General features: G+C 64.5%; 21 protein-coding genes. 20 read left to right on the top strand and 1 reads right to left on the bottom strand.

Going from position 1 to position 19699, the window contains the following annotated elements:
- Positions 1 to 156 precede the first annotated feature (156 nt).
- The 16 genes from F7P65_RS16675 to F7P65_RS16595 all read left to right on the top strand — a co-directional run bounded on the left by F7P65_RS16675 (position 157) and on the right by F7P65_RS16595 (position 12298).
- Positions 157 to 819: a DUF5983 family protein gene (locus F7P65_RS16675; RefSeq protein ID WP_240334345.1), complete on the top strand. Its 663-nt coding sequence runs from the start codon at positions 157 to 159 to the stop codon at positions 817 to 819.
- 74 nt (positions 820 to 893) lie between these two features.
- Entirely contained in the window at positions 894 to 1538 is a 645-nt protein-coding gene (locus tag F7P65_RS16670; RefSeq protein ID WP_150293633.1) for a hypothetical protein, read from the top strand.
- Between the two features lie 12 nt (positions 1539 to 1550).
- Positions 1551 to 2012, top strand: coding sequence for a hypothetical protein (locus F7P65_RS16665; protein WP_150293631.1), 462 nt, complete (start codon positions 1551 to 1553; stop codon positions 2010 to 2012).
- Positions 2013 to 2057: 45 nt separating this feature from the next.
- Positions 2058 to 2537 carry a hypothetical protein gene (locus F7P65_RS16660; RefSeq protein ID WP_150293629.1) on the top strand — a complete coding sequence of 160 codons (480 nt, stop codon included), beginning with the start codon at positions 2058 to 2060 and terminating at the stop codon, positions 2535 to 2537.
- A 160-nt stretch (positions 2538 to 2697) separates the two neighbouring features.
- Entirely contained in the window at positions 2698 to 4182 is a 1485-nt protein-coding gene (locus F7P65_RS16655; RefSeq protein ID WP_150293627.1) for a DUF3560 domain-containing protein, read from the top strand.
- Positions 4179 to 4895, top strand: coding sequence for a methyltransferase type 11 (locus tag F7P65_RS16650; protein WP_205452127.1), 717 nt, complete (start codon positions 4179 to 4181; stop codon positions 4893 to 4895). Before F7P65_RS16655 ends, F7P65_RS16650 begins: the two co-directional genes overlap by 4 nt.
- Before the next feature lie 29 nt (positions 4896 to 4924).
- Positions 4925 to 7018 (top strand): ATP-binding protein, encoded by a 2094-nt coding sequence (locus tag F7P65_RS16640; RefSeq protein ID WP_240334344.1) that lies wholly within the window; start codon positions 4925 to 4927, stop codon positions 7016 to 7018.
- A gap of 273 nt (positions 7019 to 7291) precedes the next feature.
- Entirely contained in the window at positions 7292 to 7831 is a 540-nt protein-coding gene (locus tag F7P65_RS16635; RefSeq protein WP_150293625.1) for a hypothetical protein, read from the top strand.
- Between the two features lie 2 nt (positions 7832 to 7833).
- Positions 7834 to 8130 (top strand): hypothetical protein, encoded by a 297-nt coding sequence (locus F7P65_RS16630; protein WP_150293623.1) that lies wholly within the window; start codon positions 7834 to 7836, stop codon positions 8128 to 8130.
- Positions 8127 to 8492: a hypothetical protein gene (locus F7P65_RS16625; protein ID WP_150293621.1), complete on the top strand. Its 366-nt coding sequence runs from the start codon at positions 8127 to 8129 to the stop codon at positions 8490 to 8492. The genes F7P65_RS16630 and F7P65_RS16625 overlap by 4 nt, the downstream gene beginning before the upstream one ends.
- A gap of 104 nt (positions 8493 to 8596) precedes the next feature.
- Positions 8597 to 9133 carry a sensor histidine kinase gene (locus F7P65_RS16620; RefSeq protein ID WP_150293619.1) on the top strand — a complete coding sequence of 179 codons (537 nt, stop codon included), beginning with the start codon at positions 8597 to 8599 and terminating at the stop codon, positions 9131 to 9133.
- 107 nt (positions 9134 to 9240) lie between these two features.
- Positions 9241 to 9828 (top strand): hypothetical protein, encoded by a 588-nt coding sequence (locus F7P65_RS16615; RefSeq protein ID WP_150293617.1) that lies wholly within the window; start codon positions 9241 to 9243, stop codon positions 9826 to 9828.
- 90 nt (positions 9829 to 9918) lie between these two features.
- Positions 9919 to 10107, top strand: a complete 189-nt coding sequence (locus tag F7P65_RS16610; RefSeq protein ID WP_150293615.1) for a hypothetical protein — start codon at positions 9919 to 9921, stop codon at positions 10105 to 10107.
- 390 nt (positions 10108 to 10497) lie between these two features.
- Positions 10498 to 11058, top strand: coding sequence for a hypothetical protein (locus tag F7P65_RS16605; protein WP_150293613.1), 561 nt, complete (start codon positions 10498 to 10500; stop codon positions 11056 to 11058).
- Positions 11059 to 11187: 129 nt separating this feature from the next.
- On the top strand, positions 11188 to 11838 hold the full coding sequence (locus F7P65_RS16600; protein WP_150293611.1) for an antitoxin of toxin-antitoxin stability system: 651 nt from the start codon (positions 11188 to 11190) through the stop codon (positions 11836 to 11838).
- A 31-nt stretch (positions 11839 to 11869) separates the two neighbouring features.
- Entirely contained in the window at positions 11870 to 12298 is a 429-nt protein-coding gene (locus tag F7P65_RS16595; RefSeq protein ID WP_150293609.1) for a hypothetical protein, read from the top strand.
- Between the two features lie 181 nt (positions 12299 to 12479).
- On the opposite strand, the gene F7P65_RS16590 is transcribed toward F7P65_RS16595, so the two are convergent.
- Positions 12480 to 12878, bottom strand: coding sequence for a hypothetical protein (locus F7P65_RS16590; RefSeq protein ID WP_150293696.1), 399 nt, complete (start codon positions 12876 to 12878; stop codon positions 12480 to 12482).
- Positions 12879 to 13172: 294 nt separating this feature from the next.
- On the opposite strand from F7P65_RS16590, the gene F7P65_RS16585 reads away from it, so the two are divergent.
- Genes F7P65_RS16585 through F7P65_RS16570 form a run of 4 tightly spaced genes read left to right on the top strand, consistent with a single transcriptional unit; the run spans position 13173 to position 19146 of the window.
- The gene (locus F7P65_RS16585) at positions 13173 to 14687 is read left to right on the top strand and encodes a hypothetical protein (RefSeq protein ID WP_162854679.1); all 1515 of its coding nucleotides are present in this window, start codon (positions 13173 to 13175) and stop codon (positions 14685 to 14687) included.
- A complete protein-coding gene (locus F7P65_RS16580; protein WP_150293605.1) occupies positions 14684 to 17110 on the top strand; it encodes a hypothetical protein in 2427 nt (808 codons plus the stop codon). The genes F7P65_RS16585 and F7P65_RS16580 overlap by 4 nt, the downstream gene beginning before the upstream one ends.
- Positions 17107 to 17874 (top strand): hypothetical protein, encoded by a 768-nt coding sequence (locus F7P65_RS16575; RefSeq protein ID WP_150293603.1) that lies wholly within the window; start codon positions 17107 to 17109, stop codon positions 17872 to 17874. Before F7P65_RS16580 ends, F7P65_RS16575 begins: the two co-directional genes overlap by 4 nt.
- A 9-nt stretch (positions 17875 to 17883) precedes the next feature.
- A complete protein-coding gene (locus tag F7P65_RS16570) occupies positions 17884 to 19146 on the top strand; it encodes a YiiX/YebB-like N1pC/P60 family cysteine hydrolase (protein ID WP_150293601.1) in 1263 nt (420 codons plus the stop codon).
- Positions 19147 to 19699: the final 553 nt, after the last annotated feature.

The raw sequence follows: 19699 nt of genomic DNA, 5'->3' as shown, positions 1-19699 counted from the left end.
CACGCCGAAAACGCACGGTAATCAGCGGCGATACCGGCGCCGTCGCCATCAGACACTGCCGGCCCGCAGAAATGACGGGTCTCCCAGCTCAATCGCTAACCCCTATCAGGAAGGACAGACCCCGTGGTTGACCATACACGATCTGCGCATCTGGAGTTGCTGGCGCGCACCAAAGCGGCCCTCGCGCCCCACGCCGACGCATCCACCGGTATATCCGATCTTATTGCTGATCTCGAAGCCACTATCGGAAGGATCAAGCTGACGCCCGTTCCCTGGCCGGTTCCTGTCTATCTCGCCCTGATCGGCCATGGCCACGGAACCAGCGTCGCGGCCGCAGTCAGTCACAAGGGGCTGTTGGACCAGGTCGCGACATTCTGCCGGTCGCAATGGAGTGAGATCAACGACCGCCGCGATCCCGCTGGCCTCGACGACTCCCTCGTTGTGCGCGATTATTTCAATCGTCACCCGGAAGACCAACTGGTCAGCCGCATGGACTGGATCGAACCGGACATCGGATATGATCCCGAGCGCCTCGAGATCGGCAACTATCTCGCTTTGTCGTCACGCCATATCTCGTGGCCGACGACCCTGACGATCGACGAATGGATGAGGCGCGAGCCATCTGACCGCCCCGTCAGTATTGCCGACACACATTATGGCTGGCTCATCTGCACCATTCCGTCCTCCTTCGGCGATCGGTCAGCGATCCCCGACGACCTCACCGATACGCTGTCGTTCGCGCAAGAGAAGGGATGCGACTATTTGATCCTGGACCGCGATGCGTCCACGACCGACCGGCTGCCATGTTTCGAATGGTGACCGCCCGACGGGAGGGAAGGGGGAGGGGATTGGGGCGGGCGTGAAGATGCGCCCGGACCTCAGGAGACATCCCCATGTCCTATGACCTGGCCTTTCGGCACCAGCAGGCGCTCGACCCTTCGGCGCTTCGCACTCTGCCAAACGCCCTCTACGCGCTCAATGCCGCGATTGACGACTGCCGCAACGCCGGGCGACCGCAAGATCGCGATCCAGCCGTCATCCTGCTCGCGCGCCATCTCGGCGCCATCGCCTCGGAAATCGGGGACTCCGATGCCGAGCTTCGCCACGCATGCATGGACGCCATCGCGGACCTTCGGCGCAAGCCGGCACTTATCCCACTGGCCCACAAGGGCGTCGCCTATGACGAACGCGCGAAGAAGTTGTTCCATAGCGATGGACGCAAGGCGCTGCGTGCGCTCGCCGACGCGCTCGGTCTGGCCAGCGACACTTACGATATTCGCTCGAACCGCGGCGGGATCGCGGTGAGCGGCTCGGTCACCCTTCACGGCACTTGCATCTACGTGCAGCTCAGCCTCGACCTCATGGACCGTGGTCGCGAGGTGATGTTCCGAAAGGTCGCCGGTCGCCAGGATCATATTGGCGATCGTAACAACTGGGCATCGGTCGAAGAACTGGTCCGGCCGGCTCGATTGGCCGCGCGCATCCGTCGCGAACTGCATCTGCCCCAATCGGACGCTGCGGCTCGACTGGCCGCTTGAAGGAAACACGCCATGGAAATCATCGTCACCCGTTCCCGCATCGCGGGGACGCTCCCGCACTATGTCTATCGCGCTCTGGTTCCCGCCGAAACTGTCGCGCCGGAGCGCCGTGCGCTCGCCGGCACTGTCGCCGGGCCCAGAAATGTCGGACGCTTCCCCTGCGTTCGCATCGCCCCGCTGCTGGCGCCCGAGCGCTATTTCGAAATGCCTCATAGCGAGCGCGGCGACCTCGCCTCCCGCATTGGGGGCCTCGCGCGCCGCGTCGAGACGCTGATCATCAGGGCTATCTTCCCCGAGATGACTGCGGCCTCGCCGCCCATCGTTTTCCAGCTCGAATGTGACCCGGGCGACGCTTTCGCCTGGACCGACATAACCGACCTGACCGGCGCCTTCGATCGCCTTGAGCCCGGTTTCGATGTCCTCACCGACCTCGACCTCGGCCTGCGCTGTGCCGCTGCTTGCGACGCCGCCTGACACCGGCCGCCGTCCTCCCTCATTCCGAACCGGAGAACCATCGCCATGACTGTTATCGGACACAATCTGATCCGCAGGGTCGAGAGCTTCGACGGCTATGATGTCCTGGCTCATCCCTTGCCCAACCGGGACGACCGCGTCTTCCAACGCGGTGAATCCGATACCTCGCGCGTTTCGATCACCTATGCGTCGCACGATGTGCGGATCGCCCGACCGACAGGCATCGGCGGCAAGAGCCGTCTTGCAATCCTGATGCACCACGGCCGCGGCCGTCATGTTCTCGAATTCTACGAAAGCGCCCTGCCGATCGCCGCAGCTCTCCTCGCGCTGCCGGAACGGGAGCAATATGCGCTTGCCTATGCTCTCTTTGAGCAGGCCGACGAATGTGCCAGCGGCGCCCGCGCCTCCGAAGCCAAGCGATGGGCCGATGCGTTCGTCGACGGCCGTATCCGCAAACGCCGCAGCGCCGGGAGGCGCTATGTCGACATCGAAACGCCCGATGAGAAGACGCTCCGGCTTTCCTAGTCCTGGCTGACGTTCCGGCTCACGCCCGAACACATCGTCGCCAGCTCGCCGCCAGGCGATCGCAAAAGCCGCCAATCCACGATGCGCGGCGATCACCCACCGGCGCGACGCCCCCGTTCACCCACGGCACATGCCGGCCCCACTCCTGAAAGGACGATCAATGACCAGCTTCACCGCAACATATAGCCCCGAGGACAACAAGATCCGCCTCTACGCATCGTCGCGGCTCGATGCCGAGACCTATACCCGGGTCAAGGAGGCGGGGTTCGTCTGGGCCCCGAAGCAGGAGCTTTTCGTCGCTCCCAAATGGACGCCGCAGCGCGAGGACCTTGCCGTCGAGCTCGCCGGCGAAATCGAAGCCGAGGAGATGACGCTGGCCGAGCGCGCCGCCATCAAGGCCGAACGGCTCGATGGCCTGGCCCACAAGCGCCATACCGAAGCCAATGCTTTCGCCCGCCGCGCCGACCAGCTCTCCCAAGCGTTCCATATGGGCCAGCCCATTCTCGCCGGCCATCATAGCGAGCGCGGCGCGCGCAGAACCCAGGAGCGCATGCATTCGGCCATGACCGCCTCGAACGAGGCCGACAAGGCCGCGACCTACTGGCTCTATCGGGCCACCGGCGTCGAGCGCTTCGCCAATATGAAGAACGATCCGCGCACCCGCGCGAACCGGATCAAGACCCTGCTGGCCGAGCTGCGCGACCTCCAGCGCGGGATCAACACGGCCTATGCGGCGCTGGCGATCTGGGAAAAGTTCACGACCGACGACCAGATTCGCCATGCGCTCGGCAACATGGATCCCCGCAAGACCTGGTCGAATTACGATCTCTACTACAAGGTCGACAAGGGCGAGATCACGCCGGCCAATGCCCGGCAATCGTGCATCGAAGGGGCAACTCTCGCCGTCAACGGCCCCATCCGCCGCCGCTGGATCGAGCACGTCCTGAACCGCTTGGCGTTCGAGCGCTCCATGCTGGGCGATGTCCAGCGCTATGAGGGCGAGCTTACCCCGGTCGTGATCCAGGCCTTCGCACGCGAGCACGGTGCGGAAAGCCCCAAATGCACCGTCCCGTATCCGGGGAACCTGCGCCTCGAAAGCCCGGTCCCGCTTCCCGCGCATATCGCCCCGGACACCTCGCTCGCGCTGAGCGAGGATGGCTGGCGCGACCTGATGCAGGCCAGCGGCTACACCGTGCCCGTCAAGGCGGCGCGGCGCGTCTCGGCCAAACCTGACGCCGTGCCGCTGATCAACCTGTCTCGCGAGCAGGCCGAGCGGCTCCAGGCGGTCTGGAACCTGCGCATGATCGGATCGTACAAGGGCAAGCACGGCGCCGCCAAGTTCGCGGCGGTCTACACGACGACCCAGGCCGTCTATTCCAAGAATTCGAAAGGAGACTATTCCCCGTTCAAGACGATCGAAATCGACGCCGACGGCCGGCGCGTCCGGACGGAATGGCAAAAGCAGGAGCGCGTGCGCTCCGCCGAGCCGGTCGCCCGCATCCGCATCTCGACGATCGGTGCCGAATTCTACAAGCCCGACAGCGTGGTTGTGATCGCCGACAAGCCGGGGAAGCCTCTGCCAATCGACCTCGACGCCCTCGAGGCAGCCGCGCGCCAGGCCGCGAACGAGGAGATAGCCGCATGAAACCGAGCGCCTACACGCGGCCCGCCCGGCCGCTCCGTCTCACGGTGCGGTCTCAACACAATTTCGCAAAGGTAGAGATTGCGTCCGCATCCGACATCCTCGCCGTCGACAAATCGACCGAGTGCCATGTGACGCCGCCCGATGTCGCGGCGCGGATGGTGCGTTACCTCGGCGAGGTCGGCGACTATCTGACCCTCGAGCCTAGCGCCGGAACCGGAAACCTCTCCCGCGCCCTCATCGAAAGCGGGCACAGCCGGTATGAACTGGTGCAGGTCGAACGGCATGTCGCGCTGTCCGCCCAGCTCCACCGGTTCGGGACCGTCATCAATCGCTGCTTTCTCGAATATGCGGCGGAGGTGCGCGGCAAGGTTGAGTTTCCCCGCGTCATCATGAACCCGCCCTTCAGCGAGGCGGACAAGCATGTAGCTGCCGCTCGAGACCTGATGGGACGGCACGGACATAGCGAAGCGCCGACGCTGGTGGCGCTCGTCCCGATCGCCTTCCAGACCGACGGGATGGAGACGCTCGAGGAACTGCCCGCTGGCACCTTTCCAACGGCCAGGGTGCGGACAAAGATCATCCGCATTCACCTTGCCTCCCTTCCATCCGAATTCAGGCGCGGCCGACACCCTGCGGAAACATCGCCGGTCGCCCAAAGTGCGAACGCGCTCCTGGACATCGACCGTACCGGTTCCGGCCGGATCGCTGCCTGACCCTTCTTCCAAGCGAAAGGACATGCGCCATGCATGATTCCCATTGCACCTTCGCGCTCGAAACCGCGGCCTGTCTCTGGGAGGCTGTGATGGACCTCCGCGACAATCCCCCCTCGCTCCCCGGCGATATCGAGCGCGCTTTGCAGATACGCGCCTCGTTTGAAGCCGTCGGCGCTGCCACCATGCGCTCCACCGTCATTGGCTGGACCAGTGCCGTCGATAGGGACTGGAGCAGCGTCGCCGACGATTATCTGGGGTGCTTCGATTGGGACTTCGTTCCCGACTGGATCACCCGCCATGTCGACTGGTCCGATCCCTTCCACCCCATGATCCAGCACCGGTTCGGCCAGTTCAGTGCGAGTGCGGGTGGAGGGGAGGGAGCCGGGAATGGTTGCGACGAGGATGTCGCGGCCAATCCGGAGATCTCCATGACCTTTCCTGCCACGATCAAAACCACGGTCGGCCAGTCCCTCATCACCAAGATCGGAAGATTCTTCAATGGGACCGTGTCGGACTGCCTCACCGAGACGATCCAGAACAGCAGGCGCGCCGGCGCGACCCATATCGAAATCGCGAAGATCGAAAAGAACGATCGCCCTGTGCTCCTCATTCGTGACGATGGGCGCGGCATTGCCGAGCCGGCCAAGTTCCTGACGCTCGGCGATTCCGGATGGAACGAGACCATTGCCCGCTCCGAGGATCCGGCAGGCATGGGCGTGTTCAGCCTGGCGGGCCGTCACGTCACCGTTCGCTCTCATGCGGTCGAGCTTGGCGCGGCCTGGCAGGTGACCATCACGCCCGACGCGTGGGAAAGCGGCAAGCTGCTCGACCTTGTCCCGTCCTCGCTTGCCAAGGGCACCGAAATCGAGATCGACCTGCCCGAAAGCTGGGCCAGCGCCCTCGAGCAGGCGGTGAAGGACGCCGCGCGCTTCTGCCCGGTGCCGATCTCCTTCAATGGGAACCGGCTGCACCGCGAAAGCTTCCTCCGCGAAGCGACGCGGACCGAGGAATGGAACGGTTGCAGTATCGGCATCTTCGTCGACGAACGCAGTCCGCATCGCGAAAAGCCGCGGATCAACTTTCACGGACTGACCGTGCCGTGCAGCCTGCCGCATATATGCGATGCCGATGGCAGCCGCGGATGGTATGCGAAGGTCGATATCGTCGACGCGCCGACCCTCCAGCTTGTGCTGCCGGCGCGCAAGGAAGTCGTCCAGAACGCCGCGCTCGATGCCCTTCGCGAAGCCTGCGAGGCGGCAATCTATCGCGCCATCGCGTGCGAAGGCCACCACCGGCTTTCCCATGCCCAATGGCTGAGAGCGAAGTCATTGGGGATCGTCCTGCCCGAAGCCGCGCCATGGCTTTCAGCCTGGGCGCCGCGCACCGCGGAGATGGACAGCATCTTCCTCGGCGAACGGGTGGCCGGCGAGCCGATGATCCTGATGTCGTCGGATGAACCCCATATCGAGCAATGCGCCGGCCGCACCATCGCTTCGGGACATCTGCTCCGCGCACGCCCGGTCCATCCCAAAGGCGAATTCGCGGGCTATAGCTGGTACGATGCCCTGCCGCGCATGCTCGGCTGCTCCTTTCGGGTCGAGCGGGAACCGGACGACATCTTCGATTATACGGACGGCTCCCAACTGCCGCCCTCCCTTGTCTCCGGGCGGGTCGATGCGATCACCCTCGAACTTGCCGTGCAAAAAGGGGGCGGTGCCGACGAGCCCACGGAGATCCTTGGATTGCCCACGGACGTCCTCATCGTTCCCGGCGAGTGCTGGAGCGGTCTCGAAGAGGTCTCCGTCCTCCTCACCGCCGACTGTGCAATCACGCCCACCCAACTCGCCTCTCTGTTGGAAAACGCCTGCTTCTGGCCCAGCGACGACAGCGATGCCGACAGCTATGAGACCCAGCAGGTTGCCTTCGAAATGCAGGCACGCTTTGCCGCCAACATGCTCCTGCTCGGCGAGGACGCCGCGATCATCGAGCGGGTCCGTGAGGCCATGCGCGAACATGTCTCCTGGCTGATCCCCAAAGATCGGGCGATCACCATGCACGCTGTGAATCACAAGGTGGAAGCCGCCTTCGTCGACCCCGGCGTGTCGGAACTCACCGTCGCCTGACATCTGTCCTGTACGGATCGGCTGACGATCACACACGACCGGGCCCATATACACACGCCGCGGAACCGGACCGTTCGCGCTCGCCGCGACGCTGTGCCAGGCACCCGCCCCGGAGCCGTCATCTCAAGCACCAAGACGACTTGGTTGGGGCGGGCGCCCTCAGCGTGCATCCTATCAGACGGTGGCGCTTACCAGCCGGCAACGCCCGTGGCGCCAGCCGGCCTCGTGCGCGGCCCATTTCCCCTCATGATTTCGACAACAGGGAGACACAAGATGTCCAACACCTATCTGGAAACGGCGTTCAACCTGCCGGTGACACCCGACGAGGCTGCGATGCTCGAAGAATGCTTCGCGACCGCTGCAGAAATTTCCGCTGAGTTCGTCAGCATCCCCGAGGTGGACGAGCTTGACGCCGCGAAGACATATTATGCAACCCGCAGCAGCGCATTCAAGGCGATCTTCCCGGTGCAGGCCGAAGAGGAAGACCCGTTCGCGGCTTTCCTCAGCCTCTGGTCGGATCCCGACTTCCCCAGCTTCGACGCCGAACTGACGATACACGACGACCGTGACGGCAAAGGACAGGTCGCGTTCATCCACGGCCAAGAGGCCGATGTTTCGGCGCTCGCATCCCTCATCCAGAAGGTCTGCAAGTCGGCGATGCCGTTCGGCTTCGAATGGGCCGTTGTGACCGACCGGGTCATACCGGATGGGTTCGGCGGCGGCTATTTCGTCGTCACCGAGACCGAGATCTTCGGCGGCTCGACGCACTGGATGATGGAGGAAACCCTACAGACCTTGCGGGCGGGAGCGTGATCATGGCGCACGCGATCACCGCCAGCGTGACACTCCATGTCGAGATCCTCGATCCCCAGGCCATGTGGGATCACGCCCACAGATGTTATGCCCTCTCGCACCTGGACCACAAAGTCTATGACGATGCGCAGCCAACGAGATTGGCCGATGAGCTTCTTGCCGAATTCGTGACCCTGTGCGGTGCTCGCGACGAGCCCGACATCGGCGATTGCCTGCGCATGATCTTCGATCCTGGCGAAAGCCCGCCGGGCATCCTGATCGAGGACAGTTCCGCCGAAGTGCAGGGGCCGCACTCATGAAACCCATCCTCAAGCGACCCTGCAACGAATGCCCGTGGCGCCGCAATCATCCCGCCGGATGGCTCGGCGGCTATCGCCCCGAAGACTTCACACAGCAGCTCCTGTTCGATGGTCCGCCGCTGCCGTGCCACAAGACCATTCCCGGCGACGGAACCGACGCTCGCGCCATGTGCGCCGGCGCCCTTATCTTCATGCGGAACTGTGCCAAGGGAGCCCACCATCCCGACTACGGAGACGCGCTCGAGACGGTCGAGCCGGATACGGAAACGGTGTTCCAGTGGACGCAGGAGTTTCTCGACCATCACAACGACCCGCAGAGCTGGATCGAGAGCGTCCGCGGCCGAATGAACAAGCGACCGTAACTCCATTCCCGCTGGTAACGCACCGGCGGACAGAAGACCGCCCTGGAGGGAAGGGGGCGGGGGATGATTGCGACGAGGAGTTCGCTGCCAACCCGGAGGTTCTCATGCCATCTTCCACCAAGGCCCATATTGCCGGCCCCCCGTCCCGGCTTGTGCCGACGAACAGGCATCCAGCCTCACTCCCTGAGATTCTGCACGAACTGTTCCGCATCGCTTGCAAGGCTGACGCCTATGAAATCCATGTCGAAACGTTCGTCTACGAGGGACGTGCGACCCTTTCCGTCTATGATAACGGCTGCGGGATCGACGATCCGCGAACCGTGCTGAGGCTCGGTGCGTTCGGGCGGTGCGAAACCGAAAGGTCCGACGCCATAGCACTCTCCAGCCTCGTCGGGCTCCACACCATCGTCCGATCCGGTCCCGATGAAACCGAGCCCGGATGGAGCGCGACGATACCGCCCGAAGCCTGGAGCGATAAGGCGCCGATCACGATCGAGCCCGACGCCGGCCTTCGCGGAACCAACATCCTCGTTGCAATTCCGATCGATTGGCGCGCGGGGCTCGAAGAGGCTGTGGCAGCGGCCGCACGCGACCTGCCGGCCCGCGTCTATTTCCATGCCAGATGGAAGAACCGTCGCTGATCAGGAAGAATCGGCCGTCGGCGTTTCGAGTGCTTCGGCGATCAGGCCAATCGTCGCGCATCGCATCGTTCACCTGAACTTGTCTTCTCCCAAAAGGCCACGAAACTATGACCTGGCTCATCCGAAACGAAAATGACCGCGCCCTGTTCTGGTCCAACGACCAAGGGTGGGTCGATATCTGCTTTGAAGGCCTTACTGCCTTGAATGATCGGGTGAGAGCGACTTCAAATCTTCCGATTGACGGGGAATGGGTCGACAAGGACAAACTTGCCGATAATCCCGACTCAACGGCCAATCTCGATCTACCGATCGCTGCTTCTGCTCACAGCGATGACCATCGCGTCGAGGTCGATTTCGACGCCGTCCCCTGGTTCGATCAAGCTGCCGAGCGGGAAATCCTCGAACTCGCTCAATGCCAATGGGGCGGCGATTATCCCGCTGACTATGTCGCTGACTACATGGCCGATCAGAATGCCGAACTGCGGAAGATGTTCGATTACATTTCGATCGCCGGCACTAGCCGCAACCCCATCGGCTTCGAATGTTATGTCGATGCCGAAGGCGCCCGAGCCTGGCTCAATCAGCATCGTCCCCATCTGGTTCCTATCATCGCCAGAATGGACGAAGGAAACGAACATATCGAAGAGGCTCAAAAGGCCATCGAAACCGCACTCAAGACTATCATCTCCGGCTGACATGCGCCGGCTTCCCGAACCCATCACAGAACGCCGAGTGGAAAGCCGACCATGCCTGCACTGGCACCCATCTGCATCCAGGAGAAACCCATGTCCTCCTTGTCCCCGCTTCGGGCGAGCCTCGCTTCATTCCCTCACGCCTACGCCTGCGCGATCCAGCGCTGGACCGCCACCGGTCGCAACCAGTTCGTCATTCGGACCGGCGATCCCGTCCAGCCGTTCCGCGTGACGGAAGCGCGTCCGGCCAACGACGAAAATCTGGTCCTGCGCGTCGCCTGACTACGACGTCCCAGGCGGTCGGCCGGCAGCGCGCCGCCGCCGGGCTTCGCACCTGCGACACCGTCGCCCATACCCAATTCGTCCGATAGCCCATGCCCGACATTGCGGCAGGTCGGCACCATCGGCGAATTTCCCGCTCGGGGCCGCTGGCGAGGTCGGCGCGGGTTTCTCCACCAGCAATCTTCATGAGGGCAATCCAATGGATGGTGCCGATCAATATCCCATAGAACCCGGCATGTGGATCCGAACGGAGGAAGGCGAGAAGCTCTTCTTTCGGCGATACTCATCGACCGGACATTGGGGCTTCTTTTCCGACAACCACCATCACAGCGCACGCGAGCACAAGCTTCCGCTCGCCGGTCTCAGACCCTGGCACAAGGAGCGCCGGACATGAAAACCCATGCGATGGCGAGCGGACTACGGGTCACGCTCTCGAAGACCGAATTGCAGGCCCTGCTCAAGCTCGCGCAATATGGCGCCGAGCAGATCGCCGCCGCCCGGCATTGTTATGTCCTGCCCCAACGCCAGGAAGCTGTGGCCGCCGATGTCATCCATGGCCTCGAACGCGGCCTGGCGTCGGTCCAGTGGAAACAGGCCGAAGCCAAGGCCAAGCGAGAGGCGCCCAAGCGAGAGGCCGAACGCCGCGCGGCCCACGAGCATCACGCCCGTATCGACGGCTATGCCGTCTGGGGCATGCTGGGCGACTGGACCGACGTCTCCGACGATCCCGATCGGCGCCAATGGGCGGATATGTTCCACCCCGACACGAAGCCCCGCGAGCAAGGCGAGATCCGGCGCAATGTCTGGCGGATCTTCATCAGCAAGGGTAGCGCAGCCTTGGACGATCTCGTGGTTCTTTCCGGCGATTGCACGGCGACTGCCGACCGGGCCGAGATCGAGCAGCTCGCGCGCACAATCATCGCTCGCCATCAGGACCGACACGCCTCCTGACGTCCACCGTCCCGGCCGACCAGCGAGCAAAACGCGGCGCTCCCCTCAACGACTAGCGAACCTGCTCGCGGCACCGGACCGCCGAGCGCCTTCCCCTCGCTTCGGCCGCAAACCGCAAGGATCCAGACCATGCCCGAACTCATGGAAATCGAGACCTATCGTCTCGACGAACTGTCCGAGAGCGCAAAGGTGAACGCCCGATGCTGGTATCGGGAAACCTGCCTCGACGATTATTGGCATGACGTCACGTTCGACGATTTCGAGCAGATCTGCGACATTCTCGGGGTCGCGCTCAGGACCGATATCGTGCGCCTCCATGGCGGAGGTTCGCGCAGCAAACCGCGCATCTATTTCAGCGGCTTCTGGAGCCAGGGCGACGGCGCCTGCTACGAGGGCGTCTATTCCTATACGAAGGACGCCCATCGCCGGATACGGGACCACGCGCCCATCGACACCGAGCTTCACCGGATCGCCGATGCCCTGCGGGCCGCGCAGAGTCGCAACTTCTATCAGCTCAGCGCCGACATCCATCACCGCGGGCGTTACTATCACGAACACAGCATGGCGATCTCGGTCGAGCGGGACGGAACCACTCAGGACATGACCGCCGACGCGGAAGAGACGATCACGCAAGCGCTGCGCGATCTCGCCTGCTGGCTCTATGCCCGTCTCGGCGCGGAGTATGATTTTCTCAGCTCCGACGAGGCGGTCGATCAAGGCATCGGCGCTAACGGCTACAGATTCACGTCCGCAGGCGAACGCTTCGCGCGCCTCGCATAGCCAATTCGACACTCGCGGCAGGAGCCCCCCAATGACCGGAACCGTTCGCCTGTCCGCCGATGATATCCGGCAGCTACGAACCGTCGCCGAGCAAATCGCGCGCCGCGAAAGGGCCGTCTCGCGCTACACGATCGAGATCGCCGAGCGTTTCCATCTCGCGACGGGCCGGACGGCCCTCAATATCCTCCTGATCAGTGACGATCCCGACTGGGCCGACACCGACCTCAATACGACACATCCCTGGTCGCGGATGCGAGACCGCCACGAGCTTGCGAATGGCCGGGCGCTGTTCGATCTCTATATTTACGAGCGGCCCGCCTTCGGTGAGACCGGCGATCTTGTGTGCTGCGTTCAGGCCGAACTCGATGCGCGGGGTCTTGTCGTGGTCCATGCCGACGGCAACAGGGACATCTGGCGCCGCCTGGCCTCGCAGCCTGAATCTCGCGCGAATCCGGCGTAAAAGCCACTGCCGATCGAGAGACTATGAAAGGCGCCGGATGCAATCTCTGGCGGGCAGCTTCGCAAGCACGCCGATCAATGCACGACCCGGCCAGAGGCCAACAGGCCTCGTTGTGCGGCACGCGGGAAAGAGGCTGGTTCGCCTGCGCCGGGCGACGACCCGCCCCTTCATCACCTTCGGGCTACTGGCCCGACTGACCGAGAATATCGGCAATCGGCCGCGCCATGTCGACGCGCCGCTTCATGAGATCGGTGAGCCAGCAAAGATGCGCGGCCGCATCGGCGAGCGGCAGCTCGCAAACTTCCCCGAACATCTCGCGCTGATAGTCGAGGTCGCGCTCGAGGATGTCACGCAACCGCCGGCGCGCCGGGCTGTCGTCATCCTCGATCTCTTCATTCGCCTCGCGCGCCGCGTCGAGAAACGCCTCGGCCAGTTCCTGAGCTTCATAATAGCCGCCATCGAGACCCTCGCTCGCCGCGAGGCTCGCCAGCCGCCGGCGCACCAGCGGCAGCTCGGGATCGACCGCCGCATCGTTCAGCGGCAGGTTGAAATCATAGGTGGCAACAAAGTCCCGGATCATCGTCTGCTCCTCGGCGCGAGGAGAGAACATGATGGGAACGCGATGTCAAGTTTCGAATGGCTCGCATGACGCCTTGCGTCGTGGCCGCAGCGCTGACGGATGCCCGCTCTTCCCGCTGGTTTTCACAATCCTGAAGCGCTCGCCGCGCGGAGCGGTTCGGGAGACGACCCGGTCCCCCGGGCAGCGGTCGCCGGCAATCGAAAGCCGATCTTTTCACTCTCCCACAATCTATAGCAAGTAGACGATGGTTCCGCCGTCGGATGTCGTCCGACGCCAATCATGTCGGGGGGTGGCTTGAATCTATTACCGCAATGGACCGAGAAAGCGGACAAGCGCGGCCTTGACCCCCTTGGCATGCAGAATAGCGGGGTCGTGCTTTACCAGTCGCTTCTGCCGGGTATCAGCAACGTCACGTTGCGCATGCGCTACTACGGTTATTATTGCTGGGTCAGCGAAACCTATGCCCGCCGCGGGGCGAGCAGCGACTTCGAAGCCTGGCGCAACTGGGTTCGCCGTGCCGAGGCGCTCTACGCCCTGGTGTCCGCGCGGGCCGAGGATGGCGGTGTGGGCGGCGTCGACTGGGCCAATCGCCGACTGGCAGCCGAGACGCGGACCATCGACTTCGCAGCCGCCGCGTCGACCGACGCATCGCAAGAACGCTATCTGCGCCAAGCGCTCGGCGTCTTCGGAGGCGCCTATTATACGCAGATGGCCGAAATGGGCCTCTTCACGCAGAACCGGCACGGCATACAGGTCGCGACCCGCGATCTAGGCCGGCGCGCGGCCGGCCTGTTCGCGGACGCGATCGGGCCCGATCTCGCCAGGCTCCTCCGCCAGAAAATCACCGATGCCCGCGTCAGCGCCAAAGACCTCGACCGCCTCGCGCCGATCGCGCCCTCGGAGATCTCGTTTGAGAGCGAGGAGCGCCGCTTTTACGAAGCCCTTCTCTTCGCGCGCGAGGAAGCGTCCGGCCGGAGTGCAGAGAGCCGCGCCGCCACGCTCCGCCTCATCCTGGAGACCGCACGCGCTATCGCGGGAGAGCCCGGACCGGAAGATGTCCGCTGGCAGCTCTTCGATCCGCCGCAGGCGCCCTTGTCCGATCGCCTCGAGGCGCAGCGCCTCAATTGGGAAGCTTATCAGTGCCAGGACCTGATGCAGGTCGCATCGGCCGCGCTGCTCGCCTGGGCCATCGCGATCATCAACGCGGACGGGCAGGGCCGAAGCCTTTCCGAGATACGCGGCGAGGTGATCGCCCATTTGTCCCGACAGGACGACGCAGTGTTCAAAACAGACTGGCGCGCGCTTCGGCTGAGCGTCGATCCCCAAGCCATTGCGTATCAGGACCTGTGGGATGACCTCACAAGCGCCCGCGGCGCGCCGGCCGACAAGGCCTTGTCCGCCATCACCCTGATGGCAGCCTTGCACCAGCGCCTTCGCACGCGCCCCGATCTCGCCGATGCGGTCGCTCGCGGCTTGCCCGGCCACGGTCCAGCCCGATCGCTTCGCACGGAACTCGATTGGCTCGAAAGCAGGGAGACCGACACCGTCGTCGATCTGATCGCCGACTATGTGATCGAGCGCGTCGTCCGCCGGCATAGCTGGGTCGCGATGCAGAAGCTCCGCCGGCAGCGCGACTATACCTTCCTCTTCGAGCAGCGCGATGGACGTCTCATTTTCCTTGCCGGATATCAGCCGGTCGCCACCACGCCGCGTCTCGCTCCCGCCATCCAGTTTCTCGAGGACATCCATCTCCTCGACGAGGACGGCCTGACGCCGCTTGGGCTCGCCGCGCTGGAGACGGCCCAATGAGGCTGCCCGACCGCCTCGGCCGGCGCCTTGGCCGCCCCTTCCATAGCGCGATCGCCACGAGCTTCGCCGTCGAATTTGCCGCCGTCGAGCAAATCCTCCTGCCGCAGCTCATGGCGAGCGGCGCGTCGAACCTCCTCCTCATCGCCGACGCGCGCATGGCCTCGCTCGCCCTCTCGGACGGATCGATCCTTCCGACTGCGCTTGGGCGCGACTATGCGCTCTACAGCCCGCCGCCGGCCGACGGGATTTTCCACCCCAAGATCATCCTTCAGATCGGCCGCGACAGTGCTCGCGCCTTCGTCAGCTCCGCCAACCTGACCGCAGCGGGCCTGGCCGGTAACGCCGAGGTCTCGATCGAGATCGGATGCAGGGACGAAGACGGTCCCGAGCGCGAGATCGTGCGATCCATCTGGCGCTATCTTGACGCGCTCGTGCCGGCCGCACCGTCTCCCGCACGCGACGCCCTGCGCTGGGCAAGCGAGCGCGCCGCGTGGATCGAGGCCCCGTCCGGCCAGATTCTGCACGAACTGGAGGAAGGCTCGGCGATCGCGTTCCTCCATGCCCCGGGAGATGCCGGGATCGGCGATCAATTCGTCTCCTTCATCGGCGGCGACAAGGTCCAGTCGTTGGTCGCGATCAGCCCCTATTGGGACGACGATCTTTCCGCCATTGCCGATCTCTCCCGGCGTCTCGGTCCCAAGCAGGTCATCCTTCCGATCGACATCGCCAGCCACGAGTTCCCGGTCGACGCGCCCTTTGCTCGCAAGGTCCGTTTCGTGGATCTCCACTGGCCCATGCGGCGCTTCACCCACGCCAAGATCTTGGTCGCTTCCTCCGCGCGCCACGACCACATCCTGTTCGGCAGCGCGAACTGCACGACCCCGGCGCTGGGGCGGGCAGGGGCCCTCGGCAGCAACGCGGAGGCCTGCATCTACCAAAGGCTACGCCGCGGGGCCGCACGCGAAGCACTCGGGCTCGATCGCTGGCTCGACGGCGACTCCATCGCGCTCACCGATCTTCCTCCGCGAAGCGCATCGACCCCCATTCCGCTCAAAGCGATCGAGGCACGCCAGCCCGGCGCCTTCGTCCTTGACGGAAATCTCCTCACCTGGCGTCCGGTATCCGGGGGGATGCAGGAGGGCGACGTCCAGCTCCTCGACAATGGGGCAAACTTCATCCTGTCCATTCCGGTCGAAGCCTTCGAGCAATCCGGGGACACCCGCACCGCGCCCGTCGATCCGGCGCTGCACCGGACAGTATCTTTTGCCCGCATCGTTTCGGACGATTCCACCTCGGCCATTGCCCATGTCACACATCGCACCGTCCTGCGCGGGCGCCGGCGGGAAATGGCGACAGGCGCCGTTGCCCGCGCGCTCGCACCCTTCACCGACGGGACCGACTTCGACCTCTGGATGCACCAAGCATTCGAAACGCTGGTCCGCGCCGACTTCGACCAGGTGACCGAAGCGCAGGTTTCGGCCGCGCGCAGGCCAAGGCGAAAGGCCGACGCCGAGGGCGAGGCGCCCCCAGTGACGCTCAGCTACGAAGAATTCGTGCAGGCGCGCCCTTCTGGCGGGCGATCGGGCGCCGCCGGCGAGAACAGTCTCGCCGGAACCCATAGCGACAGCATCCGCGATTTCCTCAATCTCCTCTCCGGACGGGCGCCTGGTCCGACCCCCGACGACCATGACGATCCCGCCTATGAGGACCCCGCCGAGGAGGGGGGCGACCTCGATTCCGACGATCGAAGCGATGGGGCCTTCGGCCAGCCGCCCCGACCACCGGCCGAGGAACCGGACGAGCCCGCGCCGATCGACGCACGCCTCTACGAACGGCACGTCATCGCCTACGCCGAAGGTCTCGAATGGGACGAGGCACCACTCGGCCAAAGCGACGTCCTGCGCCTGCGCTTCTGGCTCCTGTTCCTCCTCTACAAGGCCCGCTGCCCCGATCTTCCCCACGGCCTGGACGGGTCAGGCGCTGCGCTGTCCTGGCCGCGCTTCACCGTGCGCATCCTTGTCGCCTTCTTTTGCGGCCGCACCCCGGCGATCAGCCGGCTCATGATGGCGCGCGATTATAGCGGCATGCCCGTCGACTTCATGGAATGCTGGATCACCGCCCTCTGGAGCCTCGATGCCATCGAACGGACGCTGGCCGGGCGGATCAAGGAACGCGAGTTCCTCAAATATATCCCCGAGCTGCGCCGGCGCGTGGTCGCCCTTCTCGGACTCTCTCCCGGCGAATTGGCAGGACACATCGCGACCGATGTTCGCCAAGGGCTCGATCGCTCGATCGGACAAAGGCTCGGCCTTGTCCCATCGCCTCTTACGGAAGGCGCCGTGCTCCCCGGAGCCTTGCCGCCAGATGCCCAGCCGCTAGCGGCCAGGAGCCGCTCGCGGCAGGAAGCAGGACCAGCCGCATGACCACCGAGCGAACTGTGGCCCTCGAGACCACGCCCGTTGAAGAGGGAAGGCGCTGGTCGATCTGGATCGACGTCGAAGGTTTCAGCACGCTCTGGGAACGCGGGCACAAGGCCGTCTTGGGCCTGCGCGCCCTCATGGAGGGCATCTACAGCCTCGGAACCCGGCTCTATCGCGATGACGGCGACCGGCTCTTCGCCCACCAGTTCGGCGACGGGTTCATCATCGTCGCCGATTTTCACGAGCCCCAGCTCGACCGCTGCGCGGCCATCGCGGTCGCGCTCATGCGGCACATCTCCCGTGCCGGGTGTCTCGCCCGGGCCGCCATTGCCGAAGGCGAGTTCGCCGACATTTCCGGCCTGTGGCCCAAGGTCATCCGGGACGCCGTCGCGCGCGATGGCTCGGACGATTGCATATCGCTGGGCAGCGGCCTCATGACGCTGCTGCCTGTCATGGGAACCGCGCTGATCGCCGCCAACAAGCTCGATGCCAGGAACCCGGTCAAAGGGTCAATCCTCACCGTCGCGACGCCGGACGCGACGCGGATCGCCCCGAGCTTTCCGCGCCGGACCATCGATGGCCACGCCGATTTCACCGTCCTCGACTGGGTCCATGCCGACCATGCCCATATCGACCGCATATGGTCCTGCGCCGGCATTGGCGGGGCGCCCGCAGACGCCGAGCGCGCCATTCGGGGCTATATCGATACCGAGGCGCCACCCCCCGCATGGATTCGGGGAACGCTCGATTCCAACAACCTGAGCTGACGGTGCGCCATGCCTGACGAAGAGATTCGCCGCATCAAGGTCGAACGGCTCAGGCCGGGCGACATCATCCTTACCGCGTCCAGCGGCAAGGTCAGCAAGGCCATCCGCATCGCCAGCAAAGGTCAGGTCTCCCACGCGATGATCTGCGTCCAACACGGCTCCATCATCGACTCGACCGATGACGGCGTGCAGGCGCACAACATTCAGCGCGAACTTTACGAGCCCGACGACCACGTCGCCGTCTTGCGCCTTCGCCAGTCCCTGACCGAGGCTCAACTCGCCGCCGTCATCGATTTCGCACGCTCCGAGATCGGCACGCGCTACTCCAGGAGCGAAGCCGTGCGATCGGTCCTGACCGGACCCAAGCCAAGGACGCGGCAGCTCTTCTGCTCACGCCTTGTCGGGCGCGCTTTCGCCAGTGCGGGCGTCCACCTCGTAGCCGACCCTGACTATTGCACGCCCGAACAAATCCGGCGCAGCCCGCTTCTCGCCGAACTTCCGGACATGACGGAGACGGCGTCGCCCGCCGAGCTGGCGGCATGGGCCGCGCGCGCTAATCCCATTGCCGACATGCAGGACATCCAGAACCGGATACTGACCGCCGCGCGGCAGCTCGATCCATCGGTGGAAAACTTCAACGACCTCGACCGGCTCGTGCAGGACCATCCGGAATGGGACGAGGAGATCGCCCGCGTCTATCGCAAGAGCGGCTATCTCGACCTCTGGCGATCCGACTTCGCGATCAACCCATGGCACTATGATCTCGACCATATGGAGGCGAGCGCCGGATCGCACCGCGACGCCGGCCTCCTCGAATATTGCCTCAGCACCATTCGCGAGTTCCACACAGGCGGCCTGCGCTTCGCCGTCAATCTCGCCCATTATCAGCGTGCTCTGGAAGCCAATGGCCGAACCACCACAACGCAGCTGGTGGCGCTCTACCGGCAACTCGTTATGGGCGACCAGACGCCGCGAGGTCGCTCTTGCATGGCTTCAGCGTCACCATCCCGGGGACGTCGCTCCCCATCTTCAGCGGATCGCGCCGCATTCGGAGCTATGGTTCTCGATCGTGGACCGCGTGGAACCCCGGCTTGGCACCATCGCTCGCCTCTCCATCCAGCGCATGGGATCGTCCGATGTCTGCTCGGCATGCGGCGACCCGGCCGAGGACTATCGCCTCGTGAACGCAGCCGAAGCGATGCCGGGCGTGCCGTCGCTCAGGCTTTGCAGCGATTGCGTCGGAATCCGGCGCGGCGGCGGCGAAATCCTTGAGCCAATGTGACAGCGTGCAACAGTCCGATAAGTCGTGGCCGGTATGGGCGGATGCCCGCAAGCGGGCACCGGGCTCTATCTCCGCTTCGCTCCGACCAAGCCCCCTGCGGGGTCTTGTCCGCTTCGCGGTAACGATCCCTTCCGCAGGCGCTCGACGCAGGCGGAGTGCTTCCTCCTGAACCGAAGAATCCAGCCGCACGACCATCGCAATGCAGGCTTCGCCTAAGGAATCGCGCTAGTCGCGCGATGCGGATCGTGGAGCCAGCCCGATCGCATCGCCCCCTTCGCCGCCCTCGCAGGATCCGCGCGTTGCAGAACCGGGGCGGTGATGCAACGAGTTGCAGAGCCAAGCTCCGCTAGCTGAAAATGGGCCGGCGATGTTTGTCCGCTTTCAGCAGCAGCGCCGGCCCATTTTCAGCAAGCTACGCTAGGCTCTCGTGCCTTTTGCATCACCGCCCCGGCCCTGCGCCTTCGGACCTGCGAGGGCGGCTCCGGGTGCGATGACGATCGAGCCGGCCCACGCTCCCTTTCCATTCAAGCAGAACCGTCCGCT

Source organism: Sphingobium estronivorans (assembly GCF_008692605.1).
In the GTDB taxonomy this organism is placed as follows: Bacteria; Pseudomonadota; Alphaproteobacteria; order Sphingomonadales; family Sphingomonadaceae; genus Sphingobium; species Sphingobium estronivorans.
The sequence above is the reverse complement of the archived record's forward strand: the minus strand, read 5'-3'. Positions and strand labels throughout refer to the sequence as shown.

Bases quoted from the DNA above. Each gene is read 5' to 3' on its own strand.
- F7P65_RS16615 (WP_150293617.1), top strand. From the start codon at position 9,241: ATGACCTGGCTCATCCGAAACGAAAATGACCGCGCCCTGTTCTGGTCC.
- F7P65_RS16580 (WP_150293605.1), top strand. From the start codon at position 14,684: ATGAGGCTGCCCGACCGCCTCGGCCGGCGCCTTGGCCGCCCCTTCCAT.
- F7P65_RS16640 (WP_240334344.1), top strand. From the start codon at position 4,925: ATGCATGATTCCCATTGCACCTTCGCGCTCGAAACCGCGGCCTGTCTC.
- F7P65_RS16610 (WP_150293615.1), top strand. From the start codon at position 9,919: ATGTCCTCCTTGTCCCCGCTTCGGGCGAGCCTCGCTTCATTCCCTCAC.
- F7P65_RS16670 (WP_150293633.1), top strand. From the start codon at position 894: ATGTCCTATGACCTGGCCTTTCGGCACCAGCAGGCGCTCGACCCTTCG.
- F7P65_RS16570 (WP_150293601.1), top strand. From the start codon at position 17,884: ATGCCTGACGAAGAGATTCGCCGCATCAAGGTCGAACGGCTCAGGCCG.
- F7P65_RS16620 (WP_150293619.1), top strand. From the start codon at position 8,597: ATGCCATCTTCCACCAAGGCCCATATTGCCGGCCCCCCGTCCCGGCTT.
- F7P65_RS16575 (WP_150293603.1), top strand. From the start codon at position 17,107: ATGACCACCGAGCGAACTGTGGCCCTCGAGACCACGCCCGTTGAAGAG.
- F7P65_RS16650 (WP_205452127.1), top strand. From the start codon at position 4,179: ATGAAACCGAGCGCCTACACGCGGCCCGCCCGGCCGCTCCGTCTCACG.
- F7P65_RS16605 (WP_150293613.1), top strand. From the start codon at position 10,498: ATGAAAACCCATGCGATGGCGAGCGGACTACGGGTCACGCTCTCGAAG.
- F7P65_RS16600 (WP_150293611.1), top strand. From the start codon at position 11,188: ATGCCCGAACTCATGGAAATCGAGACCTATCGTCTCGACGAACTGTCC.
- F7P65_RS16665 (WP_150293631.1), top strand. From the start codon at position 1,551: ATGGAAATCATCGTCACCCGTTCCCGCATCGCGGGGACGCTCCCGCAC.
- F7P65_RS16595 (WP_150293609.1), top strand. From the start codon at position 11,870: ATGACCGGAACCGTTCGCCTGTCCGCCGATGATATCCGGCAGCTACGA.
- F7P65_RS16660 (WP_150293629.1), top strand. From the start codon at position 2,058: ATGACTGTTATCGGACACAATCTGATCCGCAGGGTCGAGAGCTTCGAC.
- F7P65_RS16635 (WP_150293625.1), top strand. From the start codon at position 7,292: ATGTCCAACACCTATCTGGAAACGGCGTTCAACCTGCCGGTGACACCC.
- F7P65_RS16655 (WP_150293627.1), top strand. From the start codon at position 2,698: ATGACCAGCTTCACCGCAACATATAGCCCCGAGGACAACAAGATCCGC.
- F7P65_RS16625 (WP_150293621.1), top strand. From the start codon at position 8,127: ATGAAACCCATCCTCAAGCGACCCTGCAACGAATGCCCGTGGCGCCGC.
- F7P65_RS16590 (WP_150293696.1), bottom strand. From the start codon at position 12,878: ATGATCCGGGACTTTGTTGCCACCTATGATTTCAACCTGCCGCTGAAC.
- F7P65_RS16630 (WP_150293623.1), top strand. From the start codon at position 7,834: ATGGCGCACGCGATCACCGCCAGCGTGACACTCCATGTCGAGATCCTC.